Annotated in this window: 21 protein-coding genes and 1 riboswitch; of the genes, 8 read left to right on the top strand and 13 right to left on the bottom strand. The window is 73.4% G+C overall.

Going from position 1 to position 21,149, the window contains the following annotated elements; all coding sequences use genetic code 11:
* Together KVF89_RS23740 and KVF89_RS23735 are read right to left on the bottom strand one after the other, a co-directional pair.
* Entirely contained in the window at positions 1-1,278 is a 1,278-nt protein-coding gene (locus KVF89_RS23740) for a YlbE family protein (RefSeq protein WP_257429136.1), read from the bottom strand.
* Positions 1,272-2,003 carry an SDR family NAD(P)-dependent oxidoreductase gene (locus KVF89_RS23735; RefSeq protein ID WP_257429135.1) on the bottom strand — a complete coding sequence of 244 codons (732 nt, stop codon included), beginning with the start codon at positions 2,001-2,003 and terminating at the stop codon, positions 1,272-1,274. Before KVF89_RS23735 ends, KVF89_RS23740 begins: the two co-directional genes overlap by 7 nt.
* 215 nt (positions 2,004-2,218) lie before the next feature.
* On the opposite strand from KVF89_RS23735, the gene KVF89_RS23730 reads away from it, so the two are divergent.
* Positions 2,219-2,953: a FadR/GntR family transcriptional regulator gene (locus KVF89_RS23730; protein ID WP_257429133.1), complete on the top strand. Its 735-nt coding sequence runs from the start codon at positions 2,219-2,221 to the stop codon at positions 2,951-2,953.
* Here KVF89_RS23730 and fabG read toward each other — a convergent pair.
* A complete protein-coding gene (gene fabG / locus KVF89_RS23725; RefSeq protein WP_257429131.1) occupies positions 2,943-3,719 on the bottom strand; it encodes a 3-oxoacyl-ACP reductase FabG in 777 nt (258 codons plus the stop codon). The genes KVF89_RS23730 and fabG overlap by 11 nt on opposite strands.
* Before the next feature lie 78 nt (positions 3,720-3,797).
* Positions 3,798-5,324: an APC family permease gene (locus KVF89_RS23720; protein ID WP_257429130.1), complete on the bottom strand. Its 1,527-nt coding sequence runs from the start codon at positions 5,322-5,324 to the stop codon at positions 3,798-3,800.
* A gap of 182 nt (positions 5,325-5,506) precedes the next feature.
* On the opposite strand from KVF89_RS23720, the gene glsA reads away from it, so the two are divergent.
* Positions 5,507-6,454, top strand: a complete 948-nt coding sequence (gene glsA, locus KVF89_RS23715) for a glutaminase A (RefSeq protein WP_257429129.1) — start codon at positions 5,507-5,509, stop codon at positions 6,452-6,454.
* Positions 6,455-6,513: 59 nt separating this feature from the next.
* Positions 6,514-7,242 (top strand): gamma-glutamyl-gamma-aminobutyrate hydrolase family protein, encoded by a 729-nt coding sequence (locus tag KVF89_RS23710; RefSeq protein ID WP_257429127.1) that lies wholly within the window; start codon positions 6,514-6,516, stop codon positions 7,240-7,242.
* Here the strand turns inward: KVF89_RS23710 and KVF89_RS23705 are convergent.
* From KVF89_RS23705 to KVF89_RS23690, 4 genes are all read right to left on the bottom strand, one after another.
* Positions 7,239-9,836, bottom strand: coding sequence for a DUF4153 domain-containing protein (locus KVF89_RS23705; RefSeq protein ID WP_257429126.1), 2,598 nt, complete (start codon positions 9,834-9,836; stop codon positions 7,239-7,241). The two genes, KVF89_RS23710 and KVF89_RS23705, sit on opposite strands and share 4 nt — an antisense overlap.
* A complete protein-coding gene (locus tag KVF89_RS23700; protein WP_257429124.1) occupies positions 9,833-10,534 on the bottom strand; it encodes a response regulator in 702 nt (233 codons plus the stop codon). Before KVF89_RS23700 ends, KVF89_RS23705 begins: the two co-directional genes overlap by 4 nt.
* A gap of 75 nt (positions 10,535-10,609) precedes the next feature.
* Positions 10,610-11,836: an MFS transporter gene (locus tag KVF89_RS23695; protein ID WP_257429123.1), complete on the bottom strand. Its 1,227-nt coding sequence runs from the start codon at positions 11,834-11,836 to the stop codon at positions 10,610-10,612.
* A gap of 59 nt (positions 11,837-11,895) precedes the next feature.
* Complete coding sequence (locus KVF89_RS23690) at positions 11,896-13,074, bottom strand: DUF418 domain-containing protein (protein WP_257429106.1); 1,179 nt, start codon at positions 13,072-13,074, stop codon at positions 11,896-11,898.
* Between the two features lie 87 nt (positions 13,075-13,161).
* A riboswitch (cobalamin riboswitch) is annotated at positions 13,162-13,369 on the top strand.
* 62 nt (positions 13,370-13,431) lie between these two features.
* On the opposite strand from KVF89_RS23690, the gene KVF89_RS23685 reads away from it, so the two are divergent.
* The 4 genes from KVF89_RS23685 to KVF89_RS23670 are packed head-to-tail and all read left to right on the top strand — an operon-like array spanning position 13,432 to position 16,955.
* Complete coding sequence (locus KVF89_RS23685) at positions 13,432-14,436, top strand: ABC transporter substrate-binding protein (RefSeq protein ID WP_257429104.1); 1,005 nt, start codon at positions 13,432-13,434, stop codon at positions 14,434-14,436.
* On the top strand, positions 14,436-15,542 hold the full coding sequence (locus KVF89_RS23680) for a FecCD family ABC transporter permease (RefSeq protein ID WP_257429102.1): 1,107 nt from the start codon (positions 14,436-14,438) through the stop codon (positions 15,540-15,542). The genes KVF89_RS23685 and KVF89_RS23680 overlap by 1 nt, the downstream gene beginning before the upstream one ends.
* A gap of 7 nt (positions 15,543-15,549) precedes the next feature.
* The gene (locus KVF89_RS23675) at positions 15,550-16,326 is read left to right on the top strand and encodes an ABC transporter ATP-binding protein (RefSeq protein ID WP_257429100.1); all 777 of its coding nucleotides are present in this window, start codon (positions 15,550-15,552) and stop codon (positions 16,324-16,326) included.
* Positions 16,323-16,955 carry a (2Fe-2S) ferredoxin domain-containing protein gene (locus KVF89_RS23670; protein WP_257429098.1) on the top strand — a complete coding sequence of 211 codons (633 nt, stop codon included), beginning with the start codon at positions 16,323-16,325 and terminating at the stop codon, positions 16,953-16,955. The genes KVF89_RS23675 and KVF89_RS23670 overlap by 4 nt, the downstream gene beginning before the upstream one ends.
* A 117-nt stretch (positions 16,956-17,072) precedes the next feature.
* Here the strand turns inward: KVF89_RS23670 and KVF89_RS23665 are convergent, their stop codons facing one another.
* From KVF89_RS23665 to KVF89_RS23655, 3 genes are read right to left on the bottom strand one after another with little or no spacing between them, the layout of a single operon-like run.
* On the bottom strand, positions 17,073-17,714 hold the full coding sequence (locus KVF89_RS23665; protein ID WP_257429089.1) for a hypothetical protein: 642 nt from the start codon (positions 17,712-17,714) through the stop codon (positions 17,073-17,075).
* Positions 17,711-18,175 (bottom strand): MarR family winged helix-turn-helix transcriptional regulator, encoded by a 465-nt coding sequence (locus KVF89_RS23660; RefSeq protein WP_257429087.1) that lies wholly within the window; start codon positions 18,173-18,175, stop codon positions 17,711-17,713. The genes KVF89_RS23665 and KVF89_RS23660 overlap by 4 nt, the downstream gene beginning before the upstream one ends.
* Before the next feature lie 20 nt (positions 18,176-18,195).
* Entirely contained in the window at positions 18,196-18,702 is a 507-nt protein-coding gene (locus KVF89_RS23655; protein ID WP_257429085.1) for a MarR family winged helix-turn-helix transcriptional regulator, read from the bottom strand.
* Between the two features lie 105 nt (positions 18,703-18,807).
* Between KVF89_RS23655 and KVF89_RS23650 the strand changes: the two genes are divergently transcribed.
* Positions 18,808-19,185: a DoxX family protein gene (locus KVF89_RS23650; protein ID WP_257429083.1), complete on the top strand. Its 378-nt coding sequence runs from the start codon at positions 18,808-18,810 to the stop codon at positions 19,183-19,185.
* A 63-nt stretch (positions 19,186-19,248) separates the two neighbouring features.
* Here the strand turns inward: KVF89_RS23650 and KVF89_RS23645 are convergent, their stop codons facing one another.
* Positions 19,249-19,767: a GNAT family N-acetyltransferase gene (locus KVF89_RS23645; protein WP_257429082.1), complete on the bottom strand. Its 519-nt coding sequence runs from the start codon at positions 19,765-19,767 to the stop codon at positions 19,249-19,251.
* 63 nt (positions 19,768-19,830) lie between these two features.
* The gene (locus tag KVF89_RS23640) at positions 19,831-21,147 is read right to left on the bottom strand and encodes an MFS transporter (protein ID WP_257429081.1); all 1,317 of its coding nucleotides are present in this window, start codon (positions 21,145-21,147) and stop codon (positions 19,831-19,833) included.
* Positions 21,148-21,149: the final 2 nt, after the last annotated feature.

Raw genomic sequence — 21,149 nt, 5'->3', positions numbered from 1 at the left:
TCAGTCTCGTTCATACCGGTCGAGGTGCGCCGCCTGGGCCGCCTCGAAGCAGGCCCGCGGTGCCCGGATGACGCCGGCGCCGATCTGGCCGCCGTCGCGGCCGGCCAGCCCGACGTCCATCACCGGCAGGATGCCGGTGGCGAGGACCTTGCGGACGTCGACCGCGGTCGGCGTACCCCGGAACGAGAAGAGCGGGATCCGGTAGTCGGGGTTCTCCCCGTGAGTGATCTCGTACATCTCCTTGTTGCGCTCGATCATCACCTCGGGCGAGCCGCCCTGGTAGTCCTGCAGCGACAGCGCGCAGGCCTGGGCGAAGCCACCGAGGCCGACGGTCTCGGTGATCGGGGACTCCCCGCCCATCCAGGTGATCTCGTCCTCGGTGTGCCCGGCGAAGAGCTTGCCCTGGTGGATCGGCGGCGGTCCCTCGAACCACTGGTCGCCGAGCCCGGCGACCTTGATCGCGAACCCGCGGCAGCTGAACGCCATCGCCGAGACGAGGGTGGATCCGGCGACGTCCTTCATCGCGTCGGCGCTGGCCTTCGACGCCGCCATCGACAGGCGCAGGAAGAAGTAGTCGTTCTCGGCCAGGTGCAGCATCGTGTCCCGCACGTGCGGCAGCCCCTCCTCGATCATGTCGAGGACGGCGGGCAGGATCTCGCGGTTGAAGAGCACCGAGGCGGCGGCGTTGCGGCTGTGCACCTCGTCGCCCATCCGCAGCGCGCGGGCGATGAGCGGCTTGAGCGCGATGCCGCCCTGGCGTCGGATCGCCTCACCGACGACCGGTGCCAGCACCTCGTTGACGTGCAGCAGCCGCTCGTGGACGCCCTCGTCGTAGCAGCCGTAGTTGAGCCGGCGCGGCTCCTTGCCCTCGTAGAAGTTGCAGAAGCCGATGTTGCCGTGGGTCCGGTTCTCCACGACGAAGACCGGCATCGAGGCGGTGTAGATGCCCGCCAGCGAGCCGACCGCGCCGTAGTCGTGGCAGGCGCCGACCCGGATCGTCCCGCCCTCGAAGCCGGCGATCGCCTCCTCGCGAGTGGCGGCGAGGCCCTCGAACAGGGCACCGCCGATCAGCGCCTCGCGCTGCCCGCCGGTGTACTCCGACCAGGGCATCGGCGCGCCGGAGGTGAGGACGAGGTCGTCGGTGTAGCCGGGGATCACCTCCCGGGCGGGCCGGACGTCCACGACCCACGGGTCCGCCGTGGTGAGCCGGCCGAAGGCCTCCGCGTTGGCGGCGTCGACGTCGACCGCGGTGGTCACGACGCCGGGCGCGGTCACCACGCGACGACCCCGCCGTCGACGAGCAGCGTCTGGGCGGTGATGAACGAGGCCCGGTCGGAGAGCAGGAACTCCACCGCCTCCGCGACCTCGTGCGGCTCGCCGATCCGCTTGAGCATGGCGTACGACGCGGAGACCTCCTCGCCGCCGGACACGCGGGCCATCGACGGGCTCATCGGCGCCCGGATCACGCCCGGGGCGACGTTGTTGACGCGGATCCCGCGCTCGGCGAGCTCCTCGGCGGTGTAGCGGGTGTACGCCGCGATGCCGGCCTTGGTGGCGCCGTAGACCGAGGCACCGCGGAACCGGCCGAAGTGGCCGGTGAGGCTGCCGACGTTGACGATGGCGCTGCCCGCGGCCAGCAGCGGGGCGCACACGTCGGTGACCCGGGCCATGCCCGCGATGTTCACCTGGAACATCAGGTCCAGCTTGGCCTCGTCGAGCTCGCCGAGGAACGAGTCCCGCAGGATGCCGGCGCAGTTGACGACACCGCGCAGCGTCTCCCCGGGGGCGACGACCGCGGCCACGGCCTGCTCGACGCTCCCCCGGTCGGTCACGTCCATCACCACGGTGGTCATGTCGGCGAGCGCCGGGTCCGCGGTGTCCAGCGTGGCGACGGCGTCCTGGAGGTCGGCCGCGACCGGCTCGAAGCCGCTCTCGAGGAGACGACGACAGATGGCCTGGCCGATGACTCCGGCACCGCCGGTGACGATCACTTTGCGACTCACGAACGGGTCCCTTCCCGACGGGCGAACAAGATGGGTCCAGTTTGTGGGCCATTCGATCTAAAGGTCAAGTCTTTAGGTCTTTTATTTGGGCGAGTCATCGCCGGCCCGCCCGAACCGATTGGCCCAGACAATCGGTCTTTCGGTGCGGCCGTTCCGCTAGCCTGTGCGGTCTCGGAGTGCTCTCATCGCGGGCGCCAGGAAGGAGGACGGCCACCATGGACCCGGTATCGCTCGGCTTGACCCCCGTGCGGCAGATCGCCGCGCACGAGCTGGTCCTCGACCAGATGCGCCGCTCGATGGAGAGCGGCCAGTTCCGCCCCGGCGACCGGCTGCCGTCGGAGCGCGACCTGGCCGAGATGCTCGACGTGTCCCGCACGGTCGTCCGCGCCGCCGTCGCCGTGCTCGAGCGCGAGGGGCTGATCGTCGTCCGCCGCGGTCGCGGCGGTGGCTTCATCGTGCAGGCGCCGACGTACGACGCCGCGGAGACGCGGCGCATCATGAAGGCCAACAAGGCGGCGGTGCGCGACGCCTTCGACTTCCGCGTCATCGTCGAGGGAGCCGCCTCCCGGCTGGCCGCCGAGCGACGTCGCGCCAAGGAGCTCGCCGACCTGCGCTCGCTGCTCACCCAGATGGACGCCGCGCTCACGGCGTCGCTGGAGGACCAGACGCCGCACAAGGTGATCGAGTTCCAGACCCTCGACACCGCGTTCCACATGGGCATCGCGCGGGTGGCCCGCAACCCCGCGCTCTACGACTCGGTCGCCGACGCCCGGCGCCGGATGTGGGCCCCCGTCGGCGCGATCTTCGGGCGGCTCGAGGAGAACGCCAACGACCGGCACGAGGACATCCTCGACGCCATCGCCGACGGCGACGGCGACCTGGCGGCGAGCACCATGGCCGCCCACATCGACGACACCCGGCACACGCTCGAGGCCTGGCTCAAGCGCTGACCGCGTCCGGGTGCTCCGGGAGCACCTGTCCCCCGTCGACGACGAGCTCCTGCCCCGTCACGAACGAGGCGCCGAGCCCGGCCAGGTAGAGCGCGGCCGCGCCGATGTCGTCCGGCTCGCCGAGCCGCCCGGCCGGGATCACCCGGGTCATCGCGTCGATGGCCTCCTCGCCGAGTCCGGCCAGGCCCTCGGTCCGGATGGCGCCGGGACTGACCGCGTTGACCGTGATGCCGTGTGGCGCGAGCTCCAGCGCCGCCGTGCGGACGAAGCCGAGCTGGGCGGCCTTGCTGGCGGCGTACACCGCGAGCCCCGGGTAGCCCGTGGTCGGCCCGGTGATGGATGTCGTCACGACGACCCGGCCGCGGCCCGACGCGACCAGGTGCGGCACCGCAGCCTGGACGGCGAAGATCGTGCCCTTGAGGTTGGTGTCGAGCACCTCGTCGACGAACTCCTCGGTCAGGTCCTCGATCCGCTGCTCGGGGTAGACGCCGGCGTTCGCGCACAGGACGTCGAGCCCGCCCAGCAGCTCGGCCGCCTCGGCCACCATCCGATGACACCCGTCACGACGCGCGACGTCGGCGACCAGGCCGGTGACCGCCGCACCCTCGCCGGCGAGACGCTCGCATGCGGCCGCGAGCCGTTCCGCGCTCCGGCCGGTCACGACCACCTGGGCCCCGGCCGTCGCGAAGGCGCGCGCGATGCCCACGCCGATGCCCTGGCTGCCCCCGGTCACCAGGACGCGCACGTCCTGCCACGACTCCACCACCGCCTGCTCCTTCGGTTCGCGTAGGTTCCGGCACGCCGACGCCGGCCGTGGTCGGGGACCACGGCCGGCGCGGGAGGCTTACACGACGGTGTCGTGGACCTCGTCGAAGACAGTGCTGCCGATCCGGAGGTAGAGCTGCGGCCGGCTCGAGCGCAGGTAGGCGGCGACGGCCATCGAGCCCACCAGCAGTCCCACCACGATCCACGGGATCAGCTTGAAGAACAGCGTGTCCGACGCGGCACCCGCGGCGGCCTTCATGTTCGACAGCATCAGGTAGGTCACGAACAGCATGCCCAGCCCGCCGATGATCGGAGCGGTCAGCGTCCGCCACCAGTGCGCGGTCTCGGGGTGCTCCTTCTTCACGTGGAAGTAGACGATCGTCGAGACCGAGCAGAGCGTCTGGACGATGAGCAGGCAGATCGTCGCCAGGATCGCGACCAGCACGAAGAGCGTCGCGTAGGGGTCGGCGTCGGTGATCCAGCAGACCACGAGGAGCGCGACCGCGAAGCAGGTCTGCACCAGCGAGGCGACCCAGGGGGAGGCGTGGCGCGGGTGCGCCTCGCCCATCCGGTGCCACAGCAGCCGGTCCCGGCCGAACGCGAAGAGGTAGCGCGCCGCCGAGTTGTGGATCGCCAGGGCGCAGGCGAACGAGCCGAAGACGACCAGCCACTCGAAGGCGGTCACCGCCCAGGCACCGACGTACTCCCGCGTGGGTGCGTAGAGAAGGTCGAACGGAGCCGCGCCGGAGGCGAGCTCGACCGACTTCTGCGCGCCGTTGGCGCTGATCGTCATCCAGGAGATGAACGTGTAGAAGACGCCGATGCCGATCACGGCGATCAGCGTCGCCTGCGGGACGATCCGCTTGGGATCCTTCGACTCCTCGCCGTAGATCGCGGTCGACTCGAAGCCGACCCAGGACCAGAACGCCATCAGCAGGCCGAGGCCGACCACGCCGCCGGCGACACCGTTGGCGCTCAGCGCGCTGAGCGGGTTGACGGAGTCCCAGATGATGCCGTCGGGGCCGCCCCCCTTGAACAGCACGGTGAACGCGGTGCCCGCGAGCACGGCGATCTCGAGGACGAGGACGACGCCGAGCACCTTCGCGGCGACCGAGATGTCGAAGTGGGACAGTACGGCGATCGCGACGGCCGCCACGAGGGCGTAGGGCTGCCAGCCGACGTCGATGCCGAGCTGGACCGAGAACGCCTGGTCGGCGAAGACGGAGAAGATGCCGATCAGGCCGGCCTCCATCGTCATGTAGGTGAACATCGACATCACACCGGCCGCGAGGCCGGGGATGCGGGACCAGCCGCGCGAGACGAACGTGTAGAAGGCACCCGCCGCGGTGATGTGACGGGCCAGCGCCACGAAGCCGACGCTGAAGATCGTCAGCACGACCGTCGCGATCATGAAGCCGGCGGGGGCGCCGACACCGTTGCCGAACCCGACCGCGACCGGGAGGTTGCCGGTCATCGCCGTCGTCGGCGCCGAGAACGCGACGACCATGAAGACGACGCCGACCAGGCCGATGGCGCCGGGCTTGAGCCGGGCCTGCTGCTGGGGGGAGTCGTCGACGCCCGACGGAGAAACGGGGTTTGCAGACATGCGCTGCCACCTTTCGATCAGATGTCGGGAGACTAGGCCGGAAAAAGGTCTAAAGACAAGACCTACAAACCTATTAGTTCGAACATTTACCCTCGCGAAACACCAGGACCAAAAGGTCTATTGACTAGTCCTTAAAGCTCCCCTACGCTCGGCGCGGGCGGAGGACGAGGAGGACGACGATCGTGAGCACCTGCGGCGTGGTGGAGGGCCGGGACACGGTGGGACGGCCCACCGACGGTCTCGTGGAGGCCGCGCGCGCCGCCGCCGACCACGGCCGCGCGGCGGCGAGGACCGGCGAGGTGTCGGCGCAGATCCCCGAGCTCGGCCGGGTCGATCCCGACCGGTTCGGACTCGCGGTGGCGCTCCTCGACGGCACCGAGATCCAGGTCGGCGACGCTGACCAGCCGTTCTCGCTGCAGAGCGTCACCAAGCTCTTCGCGCTGTGCGCCCTGCTCCGCGACGAGCCCACCGCTTGGGAGCACGTCGGCTGGGACGCCTCGGACGCCGGATACGGCTCGGTCTCCGAGCTCGAGGCGCACGCCGGGCGGCCACGCAACCCGTTCGTCAACGCCGGCGCCCTCGTGGTCACCGATCGGCTGCTCCACCACACCGGCGATGCTGCCGGAGCGGTCACCGACCTGCTCCGGGACCTCGGCGGCGAGCACGTCCAGCGCGACCGCCGGGTCGCGCTGTCCGAGGCCGCCCACGACCACCGCAACCGGGCCATCGCCCACGTGCTGGCCGAGCACGGACGCCTCCTGCACGGCGTCGACACCGTGCTCGCCCAGTACTTCGAGCAGTGCTCGATCACCGCGTCCGCGCTCGCCGTCGCCCGGGCGGCGCTCCTCCTCGCCGACCGCACCGGCGGGCGCGGACCACTCGACGCCGCCGCCGTACGACGGGTCAACGCCGTGCTCCTCACCGCGGGGATGTACGGGGCCGCGGGCGACATCGCCTACCGCGTCGGCCTGCCGGCGAAGAGCGGCATCGGCGGGGGCGTCGTGGCCGTCCTCCCCGGGATCGGCTCGATCTGCGTGTGGAGCCCCCGGCTGGACCGCACCGGCAACTCCACCGGCGCCGTGGCAGCCATCGAGGAGTTCGCCCGGCTGGCCGGCTGGTCCGTCTTCTGACCGGCCGAACGACCCTCCCGAACGACCCTCTCCCGAACGACCCCTGGACCGGAGGCCCCATGACCACCCTCCCGATCGACCGGCCGCTGATCGGCATCACCTACAGCTCCGCCGAGCTGGCCGAGTTCCTCCTGTGGCGCAGCATGTTCCGCGGCGTCGTCGCCGCGGGCGGCGTGCCGGTGGCGATCGACTGCCGCGACCCGCAGCCGCACATCGCCGACCTGGTCGGCCGCCTCGACGGCCTCGTCATCAGCGGCGGCGGTGACGTCGACGCCCGTCGGTACGGCGCCTCCCCGGACGACCCGCTGCTGCGCGGCGTCAACCCGCACCGGGACGAGGCCGAGCTCGCCGCCCTCGACGCGGCCGTGGCCCGCGGCCTCCCCGTGCTGGCGATCTGCCGCGGCGCCCAGCTCGTCAACGTCGCCCACGGCGGCACCCTCTACGTCGACCTGGGCCGCGACCTGCCCTCCGAGCTGCGCCACCGGGAGAGCGAGGAGGCGCTCGGCGAGCCCCTGCACGACGTCGAGGTCGTCGCCGGGACGAAGCTGGCGGCCTGGACCGGCGGCGGCACGATCGGCGTCAACAGCCAGCACCACCAAGGGATCCGGACCCTCGCCGAGGGTCTCGTCGCGAGCGCCCACGCCCCCGACGGCCTGGTGGAGGCGTTCGAGCACCCGGCCACCCGGCTCACCGCCATCCAGTGGCACCCCGAGGTGCTCTGGCCGGCCGTGGACCACGCCCTCGGCCTGCTGAGCGGGTTCGTCGGGGAGTGCGGCCGGGCGTCCTAGTCCGCGACGTCCACGCACCCGGTCAGCGGGTCGCTCGACACCGCACCCGCGCCGTCGAGCGCATCGGCGGCCCGGGCCCGACCGAGGTTCCACTCCAGCCAGTCGTCCGCGGCGGCGGTGCGACCGGCCAGCGCGCACACCCGGTCGCGACCGGTGCGCTCGGCGAGCGCCGGGACGGCGTCGTCGGAGAGGTCGCGCAGGTAGGTCCAGTCGATGCGGCCGGTGTCGTCGTACCGCGCCAGGTTGTGCCGCGCGACCCACGCGTCCGGGTTGGCGAGGGCGAGCCCGAGCAGGCCCACGACTCCGCTGAGGAGGGCGAAGCGCGGCAGCCACGCCCCCCGCAGCGCGATCCCGCTGACGACGACGGCGAGGACGAGGACGCCGAGCCAGCCCTCGAAGACGTCGACGAGCAGCCGCAGCCGGGTGAAGCCGTAGGCCTCCTGGTAGACGTCCATCCGGTACAGCGCGGACGCGACGACGACGAGCGTCTCGACGCACAGCGCGCCGAGGGCGACCCGGAGCCAGAGCCGGTCGGACGCTGTCTCGCGCGGCGCCTTGCGGGCGGCGCCCCAGATCACGAGCAGGGTGAGCGCGGTCGCGACGGTGAGCTGCGCGAAGCCCTCGTGGACGTACTCGGCGTAGGTCAGTCCCGTCGTCCGGCGCAGGTAGGCGTGCCCGCCGAAGACCACGGTCGCCTGCGCGACCAGGAAGACCGCGAACACGCCGACCACGACCAGGACCGGCGCGAGCCACTCGTACCGCCGGGCCACGCTGCGCGCCGCCGGGGCGTCGCGGTCGACCCGCGGCGGGTTGAGGGCGAGGTACGCCGCCGCGAGCACCGTGCCGCCCACCGCGATGGTGACGAAGCCGCGCAGCACGAAGGTGTCGATGGTCAGGTCGGGCAGCAGCGCGTCGACCCACTCGGCGACCAGCGCGTCGGCCGACGCGAACAGCGCACCGAAGACGACCAGGCCCAGGGCCGACCAGACGACGGTGCGCAGCGCCGCCGCACCGTGCCCGACGACGGGGAGAGCGGCGATGGTCCGGCCCAGCCAGGGCATCCCGCGCAGGCCGGCGACCGGCCACATCAGCCCCGCGAGCACGAACCCGCCGAGGCTGCGGCCGCGCGTGACACCGCAGACGCACAGCGCGGCGCCGGCGAGGAGGCACAGCACGACCACCCATTCGGCGTCGCGTACGACGGCCGTGGCGGCCAGCAGCACGCAGAGTCCCGCGCAGGTGAGCGTGAACGGGTCGCGACGGTCCCGACTCGCGGACAGGACGACCGCCCCCGCGGCGAGCAGGACCAGGAAGGTACCGATGCCCAGGGCCCGCTCGGGCAGCACCAGCCCCCCGAGCAGCCCGGCGCCGAGTGCGCCCAGCAGCAGGCCGGTGCGGGCGGGGACGCCGCGCTCCGGCCAGAAGCCGCCGAGCAGGTCGTCGGTGATCGACGGCGGCGGGGCCGGAGCCGGGAGCGGGGGTGGGGCGGTCGGGACGGGCACGGCGACCTCCGGGTGCGAGGAGACGGGCGGGACGGGTGCGGCCGGGCGGGCCACGGGGTCGAGGGGCAGGTCGACCCGGACCCGGGCGCCGACGGTGCCGGCGGGCGGGTCAAGGAGACCGATCGTGCCGCCGTGCAGGTCGGTGACCCACCGGGCGATGGCGAGACCGAGCCCGGTGCCGCCGGTGTCGGCACCGGCGGCCCCGGCGGCACCGGCGGCCCCGGCGAGTCCCCGCAGCGTGCCGAAGGGCTCGAACACCCGCTCCCGCGCGTCGGACGGGATGCCCGGGCCGTCGTCGCGGACCTCCAAGAGGTACCTGTCGTTCTGGCGCGCGACGGTCACCACCACCGTGCCGCCCGACGGGCTGTGCCGCGAGGCGTTGTCGAGCAGGTTGGCGACCAGCTGGTGCAGCCGGGCCGGGTCCGCGGTCACCACCAGGTCGGCCGGGACGACGCGGACGTCGTACTCCACGTCGCGTCCGAGCACCGCGGCCTCGGCCACGCACCGGTCGAGCAGGTCCGCGACCCGGACCGGCTGCGGCGAGAGCGGCGCCCGGCCGGCATCGACCCGGGCGAGGTCGAGCAGGTCCTCGACCAGGCCGCTCATCCGCTCCGCCTGGGCCAGGGCGGTCGCCAGCACGGCCGGGTCGTCGGGGACGACGCCGTCGACCACGTTCTCCAGCACGGCACGCAGGCCGGCGAGCGGCGTGCGCAGCTCGTGGCTGACGTTGGCGACCAGCTCGCGCCGCTGCCGATCGACGCCGGCGAGGTCGTGCGCCATCGTGTTGAACGCGCGGGCCAGCTCGCCGACCTCGTCGCCCGAGCCGTCCGGCACCCGGACGTCGTAGTCGCCCGTCGCCATCCGGCGCGCGGCGGCGGTCATCTGCCGCAGCGGCGAGGTCATGCCGACCGCGAGCAGCTGGGTCAGCGCGAGCGCGAGGCCGATGGTGACGGGGATGGTCAGCCACGCGGGGACGCCGCCGGCCCGGCCGAGTGCGGCGACCAGGGCGGCGAGGGTCGCGCTGGCCGCCACCAGGAGGCCGAGCTTGACCTTGATCGAGCGGACGCCGACCAGGGGCTGCGGCGTGCTCATGTCGTGCCCTCCGGGACCTCGAGCGCGTAGCCCACGCCGTGGGCGGTGCGGACCAGGTCCGCGCCGACCTTCGCCCGCAGCCCCTTCACATGGCTGTCGACGGTGCGGGTCCCGGTCGCGCCGGCCCAGCCCCACACCTCGGCGAGCAGCCTCTCGCGGGTCACGACCGCGCCGGGGGTGGCGGCGAGACAGAGCAGCAGGTCGAACTCCGTCGGCGTCAGCCGCACCTCCTCCGCACCGCGCCACACCCGACGCGCCGGCCCGTCGACCCGCAGGTCGCCGAGCTCCAGCGCCCGGCGGCCGGCGAGCTCCGCGGCGCGGTCCACCCGCCGCAGCAGGGCGGCCACCCGGGCGACCAGCTCGCGCATCCGGAACGGCTTGGTCAGGTAGTCGTCGGCCCCGACCCCCAGGCCGACCAGCACGTCGGCCTCGTCCGTGCGGGCGGTGAGCATGAGCACCGGCACCGGGCGGTCGGCCTGGATCCGGCGACACACCTCGTGGCCGTCGTACCCGGGCAGCATGACGTCGAGCAGGACCAGGTCCGGGGCGTGCTCGCCGTACGCCGCGACCGCACCCGGTCCGTCGAAGGCCCGCACGACGTCGTACCCCTCGGCCCGGAGCCGGTCGGCGACCGCCTGGTTGATGACCGGATCGTCCTCGACGACGAGGACCCGGCGGTGCACGCTCTGCGCTGGCATGACCCCGAGGCTACGAGTGCGGAGGGCCGGGAGGCGGGGACGACGTGTGCAGGTTCTGTGCAGATCACCGGCGGGTCAGGCGCGCGCCGCCAGCTCGTCCTCGATGTAGCGGTCCCGGGTGGCGTAGAGCCCGCACAGGAGGAGCGGCACGCACAGCGCGAGGAGGATCAGGATCGACAGGGTCCAGGTCCCGGTCGCGGCGTGCAGCACGCCGACGCCGAACGGGCCCACCGCGGCGAGCAGGTAGCCCGCGGACTGGGTGAAGCCGGAGAGCGCCGCGGTGCCCTCCGCGGTCCGGCTGCGCAGGCCGATCAGGGTCAGCACGAGCGGGAAGGTGCTGCACCCGACGCCGATGGCGAGTGCCCACAGCCAGCCCAGTGGCCGCGGATCCGCCAGGAAGCCGAGGTACCCGATCGGGTAGCACGCGAGGAGCGCGACGAGCAGCCAACGCTGGTCGCGCAGGCGGCCGGCCAGGATCGGGATGAGCAGCGACAGCGGGATGCTCGCGCCGGTGACGACGCCGAGCAGGACGCCCGCGGTCTCGGCGGAGTAGCCCGCGTCGCGACACATCTGCGCGAACCAGCCGAAGACGGCGTACGCCTGCAGGGACTGGAGCCCGAACGCGACGGCCATCGCCCACCCGAGCCGGGTGCGGGCGATCGCGGTGATCCCGAGGGAGCGGGTCCGGCGGCCCTCGTGGAGGTCGTGCCCGATCAGACCGATCCACGGCAGGATGGCGATGGCGGCGGTCACGGCCCAGGCGCCGAGACCGGCCGTGTAGTCGACATCGCCGCCGCCGGCACCGGCGATCGGCACGCTGAGCGCCGAGGAGAGCGTGAGGCCGATCGCCATCGACGTCGAGTAGACCGCGGTCAGGAGCCCGACGTGGCCGGGGAAGTGCAGCTTGACCAGCGAGGGCATCAGCACGTTGGCGGCCGCGGCGCCGGCCAGGGCCGCGAAGGACAGCACGAGGAAGAGCCACCCCTGGTGGACCTGGCCGCGCCACCACAGGCAGCCGGCCAGCAGCACCAGCCCCAGCAGCGCCACCCGGTGCAGCCCCAGCCAGGACGCGAGCCGCGGCGCCGCACCGCCGACGAGCGCGAAGCAGAGGACGGGCAGCGTGGTGAGCAGGCCCGCCTCGAAGTCGCCGAGCGGCACTCCGGCGCGGATCTCCTCCAGCAGCGGACCGACGCTCGACGCCGCCGGTCGCAGGTTGAACGCCAGCACCACGATCCCGAGGACGACCAGGAGGCGTTGGACGCGGTTGTCCCGGACGACGTCGGTGGAGGCGGGCGCGGTCACGACGTCATGTAACACGCCCGGACCGGCGCAGCTTCCGGCGGGCTACCGTCGAGTGCCGCTCAGCGGTAGGTGACGCGACGGACCAGCACCTCGAACGGACCGCGCCGGTCCCGACGTGCCAACAGGTCCGCGAGGGCGACCGAGGCGACCCAGGTGGCGACCGCGAGCAGCGCCGTGCCGGTGACGGTGAGGGTGCCCGCCAGGTCGAGCAGGTACGGCGTGAACACCACCGCCCACACCACCGACTGCAGGAGGTAGCAGGTCATCGACCGCTGGCCGGTCGCCGCCAGCGCGTCGATCAGCCGGCCGCGCCGGCCCTCGACCAGTCCCTCGAGCGGGCGCGCGAGGAGGACGATCAGCGCGGCGTACCCGAGCCCGCCGAGGACGCCGGCGGCGTCGTGCAGCGGCCCGATCAGCTCGAGCACGTCGGCGGACGGTACGGCGGTGGCGCCGGCCAGCATCAACGCGACCGGCTGGGCGCCGAGGACCGCGACGGTGATGCCGACGGCCGCGACGGCGCTGAGCAGGCCGCGGTAGCGCTCGGGCTGCTCGAGCACCCGGCGGCGACCGGCCCACAGACCCAGGAGGTACGGGCAGGCGAACCCGATCGGCCCGAGCAGCGCGATGAGCGCCACCGCCGCCGGCCGCTCCGCGAGCTGGGTCGCCAGGTCGGGCGGCAGCATCGCCACGTCCGGCGGGTCGGTGCTGACCGACGAGGAGTCCGCCGACGGCAGCGCGGTGAGCACGAAGAGGAGGCCGGCCACGACCAGCAGCCAGCGGTCCGACCAGCGCACGGCCCAGGCGCCGACCAGCAGCAGCACGCCGTACATCGCGAGGATGTCGCCGACGAAGAACAGCATCGCGTCGACCACGCCGACGGCCACGAGCACCGCGCCGCGCCGCCAGAGCAGCCGGCGCACCTCCCGCGGCGCGGCGCCGGACGCGGTCTGGCGGCGCACGATGTGCGCGACGCCGTACCCGAACAGGAAGCCGAACAACGGGAACGCCCGGCCGTCGACGAAGGTCGCGACCACCCACGTGACCGCGGAGTCGAGCGCCGAGACGTCCACCGGGAAGCCGCCCCGGACCGACGCGCCGGCCGACGTGCCGGCCGACGTGCCCGTCAGGAAGTAGTGGGAGTTGGCGAGCGCGATGAACAGCAGCATGCAGCCGCGCGCGAGGTCCGGCCCGAGCGCCCGTGCCGAGAGCGCGACAGGACCTTCGCTGATGGTGCGCACCCGTCCAGTCAAGCCGCGGTCCCGGCGCCCGCACATCGGACCACGGTCGCGGACCGCCCCTACTTCGGTCGGGCCTTCCAGCCGCGTGCTAGCGTCCGCCTCGCCAGTCGTACTCACGTAACTCGTGGGTCAGGGAACCCGGTGAGAGTCCGGGACTGACGCGCAGCGGTGAGGGTGACGGGCGGGGCAACACGCCACTGGTGACGGACAGCTGACACTCGGCTGACCGGCACTGGGAAGGCGCTCCGTCCGGTCGATCCCGAGTCCGAAGACCTGCTGGCCGTGGACCCGCTCGGGTCCGCGTCACCCACCCATACAGGCTTCGCGCACGAGCCTCGGACCGAAAGAGTGACCCCGATGATCAGGCCGTCCCGTCGTACCCGGACTCTCCCTGCCCTGCTCGCCCTCCCCCTCGCCCTCACCACACTCTCCGCCTGCGCCGGCGCTCCCGAGCCGGAGCCGAGGAAGGTCGCCGACGACGGCTTCCCGGTCGAGGTCACCAGCTGCGACTTCACCTCCACCGTCACGGCGCCGCCCGAGAGTGCCGTGACCATGAACCAGGGCGCGACCGAGGTGATGCTGGCGCTCGACCTCGCCGACCACATGGCGGGAACGGCGTACCTCGACGACGCCGTCCCCGAGCGGTGGCAGGCCGCGTACGACGAGGTGGCGGTGCTCTCGAAGGAGTACCCCGACAACGAGACCCTGCTCGCGGCGGAGCCGGACTTCGTCTACTCCTCCTACCTCAGCGCCTTCGACGCCGACGCCGCCGGCCCGCGCGACGAGCTGGCCGACCTCGGCATCGCGACGTACAACTCCCCGTTCGGCTGCGGCGAGGGGCACGAGCGCGCGGAGATCGCCTTCGACTCGGTCTGGGGCGAGATCGAGACCGTGGCCACGGCGTTCGGCGTGCCCGAGCGCGCGCAGGCGATCGAGGAGGGACAGCAGGCGGCGCTCGACGAGCTCGCCGACAGCCGGCCCGGCGAGGGGCACACCGCCTTCTGGTTCGACTCCGGCGACAAGACGGCGTTCGCCGGCGCGGGTCAGGGCGGGCCGCAGCTGATCCTGGACGCGGTCGGCGCGACCAACGTCTTCGCCGACCTCGAGGGGAGCTGGGCCGACGTCAGCTGGGAGCGGGTGGTCAAGGCCGACCCCGACGTCATCGTGCTCGCCGACGCGAGCTGGTCCACCGCCGACGACAAGATCGCCCTGCTCGAGAAGGACCCGGCGCTCAAGGAGCTGCGGGCCGTGCGGGCCGGGGCCTATGTCGTCGTGCCCTTCTCCGAGTCCACCCCCGGCGTCCGGCTGGCCGACGGCGCGGTGTCGGTCGGCGCGCAGCTGGCCGAGCTGAACCTGGGCTGATGCTCCAGGCGACCCGGGCGACCCGGGCGACCCGGCCCAGGACGCGGGCGTCCCTGTCCCGGTCGGCGCGGAGCCGGCCGGGGACCGGGCTGGCGGCCGGTGCGGTGCTGACCGCCACCCTGGCCGTGAGCATCGTCGTGGCGGTCGGGATCGGCTCCGTCACGGTGCCGATCGGCGACGTCATCGACGTCGTGCTGCGCCGCCTCGGGCTGCCGGCCGACGGCGTGACCGCTATCGACGACCGGATCGTGTGGCAGCTGCGGATGCCCCGGATCCTCGGCGCGGCCGCCACCGGGGCGGGACTCGCCCTGGCCGGCGCCGTGCTGCAGTCGCTGACCCGCAACGACCTCGCCGACCCCTACCTGCTGGGCATCTCCGGCGGCGCCGCGGTCGGCGCGGTGAGCGTGATCGTGCTGGGGGTGAGCGTTGCCGGCCTGGTCGGCGGCGCCGCGCTCGGCACGGCGGCGTTCGTCGGCGCGCTGGTCGCGCTGGTGCTCGTCCTGGCCCTCGCCACCGGCCGCACCGGCGACCTCCCGCCGGCGCGGACCGTGCTGGCGGGGGTCGCGATCGGCCAGGTCTGCGCGGCCTACACGTCCTTCGCGGTGATGATGAGCGGCCAGCACGATGCCGCGCGACGGGTGCTGGCCTGGACGATGGGCTCGCTCGCCGGCGTGCGCTGGCACAGCGCGACGGTGCTGATCGTCGTCGCCCTGGTGGCGCTGGTCGGCATCATCGCCCACGCGGGGGACCTGGACGCGTTCGCGTTCGGCGACGCCTCGGCGGCGTCGCTCGGCGTCTCCCTCCGGCGTACCCGGTGGGTCCTGCTCGTCGGTACGGCACTGCTGACCGCGTGCCTGGTCGCCTACACCGGGGCGATCGGGTTCGTGGGGCTGGTCATCCCCCACGTCGTCCGGTTGGTCTGCGGCCCCCTCCACCGGCGGCTGCTGCCGCTCAGCGCCCTCGCCGGCGCGGTGCTGATGATCTGGGCCGACACGGCCGCCCGCTCGCTGGTCGAGGGCCAGGAGATCCCCATCGGCGTGGTGACCGCCGTCCTCGGCGCGCCGCTGTTCGCGTACCTGCTGCGGCGCGAGTCGAGGTCGGCGTGATGGGCTCATGAGACTGACCGCGGAGGGTGTCTCCTGGGGTGTGCGGGAACGCACGATCCTCGACGACGTGTCGCTGGACTGCGCCCCGGGGACGGTCACCGGGCTGCTCGGCCCCAACGGCTCGGGCAAGACGTCGCTGCTGCACGTGATGGCCGGGCTACGGCGCCCTGGCGCCGGCACGGTCCGGCTCGGCCCGGACGACGTGCACGAGCTGCGGACGCGGGTACGGGCGCAACGGATCGCCGTCCTCGAGCAGCACTCCTCGACGTCCCTGCCCCTGACCGTGCGGCAGGTCGTCGAGCTCGGCCGGATCCCGCACCGCGGGCGCTGGCCGGCCTCCCGGGACGAGGGCGCCGCCGAGGTGGCCGAGGCGATGCGGCTCAGCGGGATCACCCACCTCGCCGACCGGGACTGGCACACGCTGTCGGGCGGCGAGCGACAGCGGGTGCAGCTGGCGCGCGCACTCACCCAGCAGCCTGCCGTCCTCATGCTCGACGAGCCGACCAACCACCTCGACCTGTCCCACCAGCTCGACCTGCTCGCCGCCGTACGCGAGCTCGGCCTCACCACGCTCGCCGCGCTCCACGACCTCGACCTGGCCGCGGCCTTCTGCGACCGGCTCGTGGTCCTGCAGGACGGCCGGGTGGCCGCGGCCGGTCCCCCGGAGGAGGTGCTCACGGCGGAGCTGGTCGACCGGGTCTACGGCGTCGAGGCCACCGTCGGGCGCCACGAGCACTCGGGTCGCCTGCACGTCGTGTGGCACGACGCGAGGGCCGCCCGGTGAGCCGCGCCGTCGTCCTCGTCCCGCTCGGCGTCGACGCCGAGCGCCACGCCGACGAGCTGCGCGCCATCGCCGCGGCGACCGGGGCGTCGGTGGCCTTCCTCCAGGCGGGGACGCCGAGCCTGGCCGACGAGCTCGACCGGCTGGCCGGCACGGGGACGCAGCGGATCGAGCTGGTCGGCCTCGGGCTCGGGGCGCCGACCGCCCGCTCCTGGCTGCGCCGGGTCGCCGGGCACTGGCAGCGGGAGAACGACGCCGTCGAGCTGGTCGTCGCCGGCCGCGCCGTGACCGGCGACGAGGCGCCGCTGACCTCGCCGGCCTGGGAGGACGTGCCCGGGCATGCCCGGCAGGTGCTGGTCTGCCGCGGGCCCCGCTGCTCGGCGCGCGGCTCCGCGGCCACCGCGGCGGCGCTCGACGCCGAGCTGCGCCGCCGCGGGCTGGGCGACGACGACGTGCTCGTCACCCAGACCGGATGCCTGTTCCCCTGCAACCAGGGCCCGGTGCTGGTGGTCCACCCCGACGACATCTGGTACGGCGACGTCCGGCCCGGCGTCGTACCGGACCTCGTCGGCGAGCACCTCGTCCGCGGCAGGCCGCTCGCGGAGCGCCGGCTGCACCGGCCGGGAGCGTGACCGGGGGCCGGAACTGTAACTGTCTTTTGTTGCCACTACCGCACCCGTAGACCGGTACGGCAGTGGCAAGAACGGATAGTTACAGCTCCTCGGGCCGGCCGGGCGGGAGCCGGCCACTCAGCGCACGCCCGGTCCCTGTCCGGCGCCCTGCAGCAGGCGGACCACCTCGCGCGGCTCGTCGACCCAGAACCCGACCCGGTCGACGACCCGCTCGCCGTCGTTCGTGACGAGCGGGGTCGGCCCGACCAGGGTCAGCTCCACATTGGTGCGGTTGCCCGGGCCGACGAGCAGCAGGCCGTCCTCCTCGTGGACCGACCTGATCATGCCCTCGAACTCGTGCTCGACGCCGCGACTGTGCGTGATCGCGTCCAGCGGTACGTCGACGTGGAACCGGGGGCCGCTGCGGATCCGGATCCGGTCGGGGAGCACCAGGTGGCGGCGGACGTAGAACGAGCCGGCCATGCCGAGCATCCACAACGCACCCCAGAGCCCGACCACGAGGAGCGGGACTCGGACGGCGTGCGCCCAGGTGGCGTCGACGGAGCGCAGGACCAGCTCGAGGGCGATGACCTCGACGAAGGAGCCGAAGATCCACAGCCACATGACGGGGGCGGTCAGCTGGGCGTAGCCGATCTGGACCGCCCCCTCGGGGGCGTCGGGACGCCGGGTGATCCAGCGAGCGAGGTTGCGCCAGATCGCCAGCTCGAGCAGGACGATCTCCTTGACGATGCGCCAGGTGCGGTTCATGACCGCGCTCATGACTGGCCCTCCTCCGACTGGGCCTCCTCCATGAGTGCGGCGAAGCGCGCGATCGTCACGTCGAGGACCGCGGCGAAGTCGGCCAGCCTCCGGGCCGGGAGGTCGCCGAAGAGCTGCCGGGCCAGGTCGTCGTAGCTCTCCTGGTTCTCCTCGATGACCGCGAGCCCGGCGGCGGTGGGCGTCACCAGGGTCGCCCGCCGGTCGGTCGGGTGCGGCTCGCGGGTGACGTGGCCGGAGGCGACCAGGCCGTCGACCAGGCCGGTCACATTGCGTGGCGTCACGTCCATCGCCGCCGCGAGCTGCTGCTGGGTCGTCGGGCCGCCGAGGCCGAGCTGCCAGAGCAGGTGGATCCGCGGCGCGGTGAGCCCGGACGCCTTCTCGTAGCGGCCGAGGTCGCTGGAGATCAGCATCGACAGCTGCATCAGGCGGTCGATCGCGTCGCGGGGGGTCGTTCGCTGCATATGGTGAAGTTACTACATCATTACGTCACTTCACAATCAGGAGGCGGACAGCCGACGACCTGGTCGACGACCTTGCGCAGCGCGGTCCTGAGCACCCGCTGCTCCTCGTCGTCGAGGACGTCGAAGACGAGCCGACGCACCTGGGCGACGTGACCCGGCGCCGCCTTCACCAGCTCGGCGCGCCCCGCCGGCAGGAGGATCGCGTTGGTGAACCGCCCGTCGGTCGGGTCCGGCTCCCGCCGGACGAGCCCGCGGTCCTCGAGCCGCCGGACCAGGTGCGAGAGCCGGGACAGCTCGGCGTTGGCGAGCAGCGCGAGCCGGCTCAGCCGCATGGTGTGGTCCGGCTGGTCCGCGAGGCCGGCCAGGACGTAGTACTCGAGGAAGCTCAGCCGGGCGTCCGCCTGGAGCTGGCTGCCGAGGGCGCCCGGCAGGGTCGCGAGCACGAGGTGCAGGGCCTGCCAGGTCTCCAGCTCCTCGGGCGTCAGCCAGCGCGGCTCGCCCGCGCTCCGCGTCGCCTTCCGCGTCATGGGTGCAGCATAGGTCGGCGGCGAGATGACTTGAACATTCATGTGTCTTGCCCGTACCCTCGATGACATGAGCCTTCACGTCGAAGGTCGCGAAGGAGTCACCCCATGAACGTCGTCGTCTGGATCGCCACCGGCCTGCTCGCCGCACTGTTCTTGATGGCCGGCTCGATGAAGGTGGCCAAGTCCAAGGAGCAGATCCTCGCCGACCCGCGGATGGGCTGGGCCGAGGACTTCTCCGGCGGGGCGATCAAGCTGATCGGCGCGGTCGAGGTCCTCGGCGCGATCGGCCTGATCCTGCCCGGCGCCTTCGACGTCGCCACCGGCCTGGTGCCGGCCGCGGCCATCGGGCTCGCGATCACCATGGTGGGCGCGATCATCGTCCACGCCCGGCGCGGCGAGACCCAGAGCCTCGTGATGAACCTCGTCCTGCTCGCGCTCTCGGTCTTCGTCGCCGTCGAGCGGCTCGGCCCGCAGGCTTTCTGAGCCCCCGGTCCCACTGCCTCCGATCGCGTCGACCCACCTGACGCGATCGGGGGCGCTACCCGGTCAGTGGGCGGCAGCGGCCTGCCCGGCGCCGCCCTCCCGGTCGGCGCGCAGGATGCTGTAGGAGTAGCAGTCGCGGAAGGCGCCGGCCCGCCACTGCGCACCCCGCACCGTGCCCTCGCGGGTGAAGCCGGCCCGCTCCAGCGCCCGCTGCTCGGCGATGTTCTCGACGTCCGTGCACGCCTCGACCCGGTTGACGGTGGTGTGCTGGAAGAACAGCTCGGCCAGCGCCCGCTGGGCCGCCGTACCCGCGCCGCGGCCGCGCGCCTCGGGGCGCAGCCAGATGCCGATCATCGGGTTGCGCGACTCCGGCATCGGCCCCCACTGCTGCCAGACCCAGCTCACGCTGCCGAGCAGCTGGCCACCCGCGGCGGCGCACACGGCGAGGCCGCCGAACTCACGCAGCGCCGGGGAGTAGGGCTCGGTGCGCGGTGGACGCGGGCCGAAGTCGTCGTACGTCACGTCGCCGCCCGCCAGCAGCGGCAGGTCCTCGACCACGACCGGGCGCAACACGATCTCCACTTTCCTCATCCCTTCGGGTGGTCCGGCGCTGTAACTAACTGTCCTTGCCACTGCCGTACCGGTCTACGGATCAGGTACTGGCAACGACAGGTAGTTACAGCTCCTCCACAGCAGCACGGCCGCGGCGAGCTGCAACGCACCGATCACGACCGCGAGGAGCGTGACGTGCCCGTCGACCAGCGCGCCCGCGAGCACGCCGCCGGCCAGCGCGCCGATGCCCTGCACCGCCGCGAAGACACCGTACGCCGTGGCCCGGCGCCCGACGGGGACCAGATCGGCGACATACGCCTTGACGGCGGAGTCCTGCACGCCCGCGCCCGCGCCCCACACGACCACGCCGGCCAGGACGAGCCCCAGCCGGTCGGTGAAGACGCACAGCGGCACCACCGCCACGAGGACCGGTACGACGAGCAGGACGCGGCCGCCCCAGCGGTCGAACAGACCGCCGGTCGCCAGCGCGGCGACGGCCCCGACCGCCATCGCGAGCGCATAGACCAGGGGGACGGCGGCCGCGGCGACCAGGCCCGCCTCGACGAAGCGGTACGACATCACGCCGAAGGTCATCAGGCCGGCGGTGGTGAGCGCGGCGGCCAACGAGAACAGGTGGAACGCACGGGGCAGATCGGCGCCCACGGCCGCCGTGCGGACCTCGGCCCAGGCGCTGCGCGGTGGGCGCCCGCCCGGCTCGTCCTCGGACTCGTCGGTCCCGGCCAGGGTCGCGATCGGTGCCCGGCGGCGCAGCTGGGCGAGCAGCAGCATCGCCAGTGCGCCGGGGATCGCGAGCACCGCGAAGCCGGGCCAGAGCAGGCCGGTGAGCGCGGCGATCCCGGCGAGCAGCAGCGGACCGGAGAAGGCCCCGATCTGGTCCAGCGCCTTGTGGACCGCGAAGCCCTTGCCGCGTCCGGTCGAGGTCGCCATGCCCGCCAGCAGCGCGGACTTCGCGGGACTGCGGACCGCCTTGCCGGTGCGCTCCAGCACGATCAGGGTGGCCGCGACCGCCAGCCCCGCGCTGCCGAGGAAGGGCGTAACGGCGAGCAGCGGCACGCACACCGCCGTCATCGCGTACCCGACGACGGTGAGCCGCCAGTGCCGCCGGCTCCGGTCCGCCCAGGGCCCGGTCGCCAGGCGCAGCACCAGCGCCACCGCCTCGCCGGCACCGGTGACGATCCCGACGGTCAGCGCCGACGCCCCGAGGCTGCCGAGGAAGGGGCCGGCCATGGCCCGCATCCCCTCGTAGACCATGTCCGCCGCCAGGCTCACCAGCCCGAACGCGAACACCGTGCGCCACGGGCTCCACGCCGGCCGGACCCGGACCCGGGCCCCGGCCCCGGCCGAGGCGGGGACCGGGGTCGATGGCGGGGTCGGGGCCTCGGGACTCACCC

The organism is Nocardioides carbamazepini (assembly GCF_024614185.1).
Classification (GTDB): domain Bacteria; phylum Actinomycetota; class Actinomycetes; order Propionibacteriales; family Nocardioidaceae; genus Nocardioides; species Nocardioides carbamazepini.
The sequence above is the reverse complement of the archived record's forward strand: the minus strand, read 5'-3'. Positions and strand labels throughout refer to the sequence as shown.

What these genes read in the sequence shown, in the direction of transcription:
- KVF89_RS23660 (WP_257429087.1), bottom strand. Translation starts at nt 18,175, where the DNA reads ATGCAGCGAACGACCCCCCGCGACGCGATCGACCGCCTGATGCAGCTG.
- KVF89_RS23720 (WP_257429130.1), bottom strand. Translation starts at nt 5,324, where the DNA reads ATGTCTGCAAACCCCGTTTCTCCGTCGGGCGTCGACGACTCCCCCCAG.
- KVF89_RS23705 (WP_257429126.1), bottom strand. Translation starts at nt 9,836, where the DNA reads ATGAGCACGCCGCAGCCCCTGGTCGGCGTCCGCTCGATCAAGGTCAAG.
- KVF89_RS23685 (WP_257429104.1), top strand. Translation starts at nt 13,432, where the DNA reads ATGATCAGGCCGTCCCGTCGTACCCGGACTCTCCCTGCCCTGCTCGCC.
- KVF89_RS23680 (WP_257429102.1), top strand. Translation starts at nt 14,436, where the DNA reads ATGCTCCAGGCGACCCGGGCGACCCGGGCGACCCGGCCCAGGACGCGG.
- KVF89_RS23710 (WP_257429127.1), top strand. Translation starts at nt 6,514, where the DNA reads ATGACCACCCTCCCGATCGACCGGCCGCTGATCGGCATCACCTACAGC.
- KVF89_RS23730 (WP_257429133.1), top strand. Translation starts at nt 2,219, where the DNA reads ATGGACCCGGTATCGCTCGGCTTGACCCCCGTGCGGCAGATCGCCGCG.
- KVF89_RS23650 (WP_257429083.1), top strand. Translation starts at nt 18,808, where the DNA reads ATGAACGTCGTCGTCTGGATCGCCACCGGCCTGCTCGCCGCACTGTTC.
- KVF89_RS23655 (WP_257429085.1), bottom strand. Translation starts at nt 18,702, where the DNA reads ATGACGCGGAAGGCGACGCGGAGCGCGGGCGAGCCGCGCTGGCTGACG.
- KVF89_RS23665 (WP_257429089.1), bottom strand. Translation starts at nt 17,714, where the DNA reads ATGAGCGCGGTCATGAACCGCACCTGGCGCATCGTCAAGGAGATCGTC.
- KVF89_RS23675 (WP_257429100.1), top strand. Translation starts at nt 15,550, where the DNA reads ATGAGACTGACCGCGGAGGGTGTCTCCTGGGGTGTGCGGGAACGCACG.
- KVF89_RS23700 (WP_257429124.1), bottom strand. Translation starts at nt 10,534, where the DNA reads ATGCCAGCGCAGAGCGTGCACCGCCGGGTCCTCGTCGTCGAGGACGAT.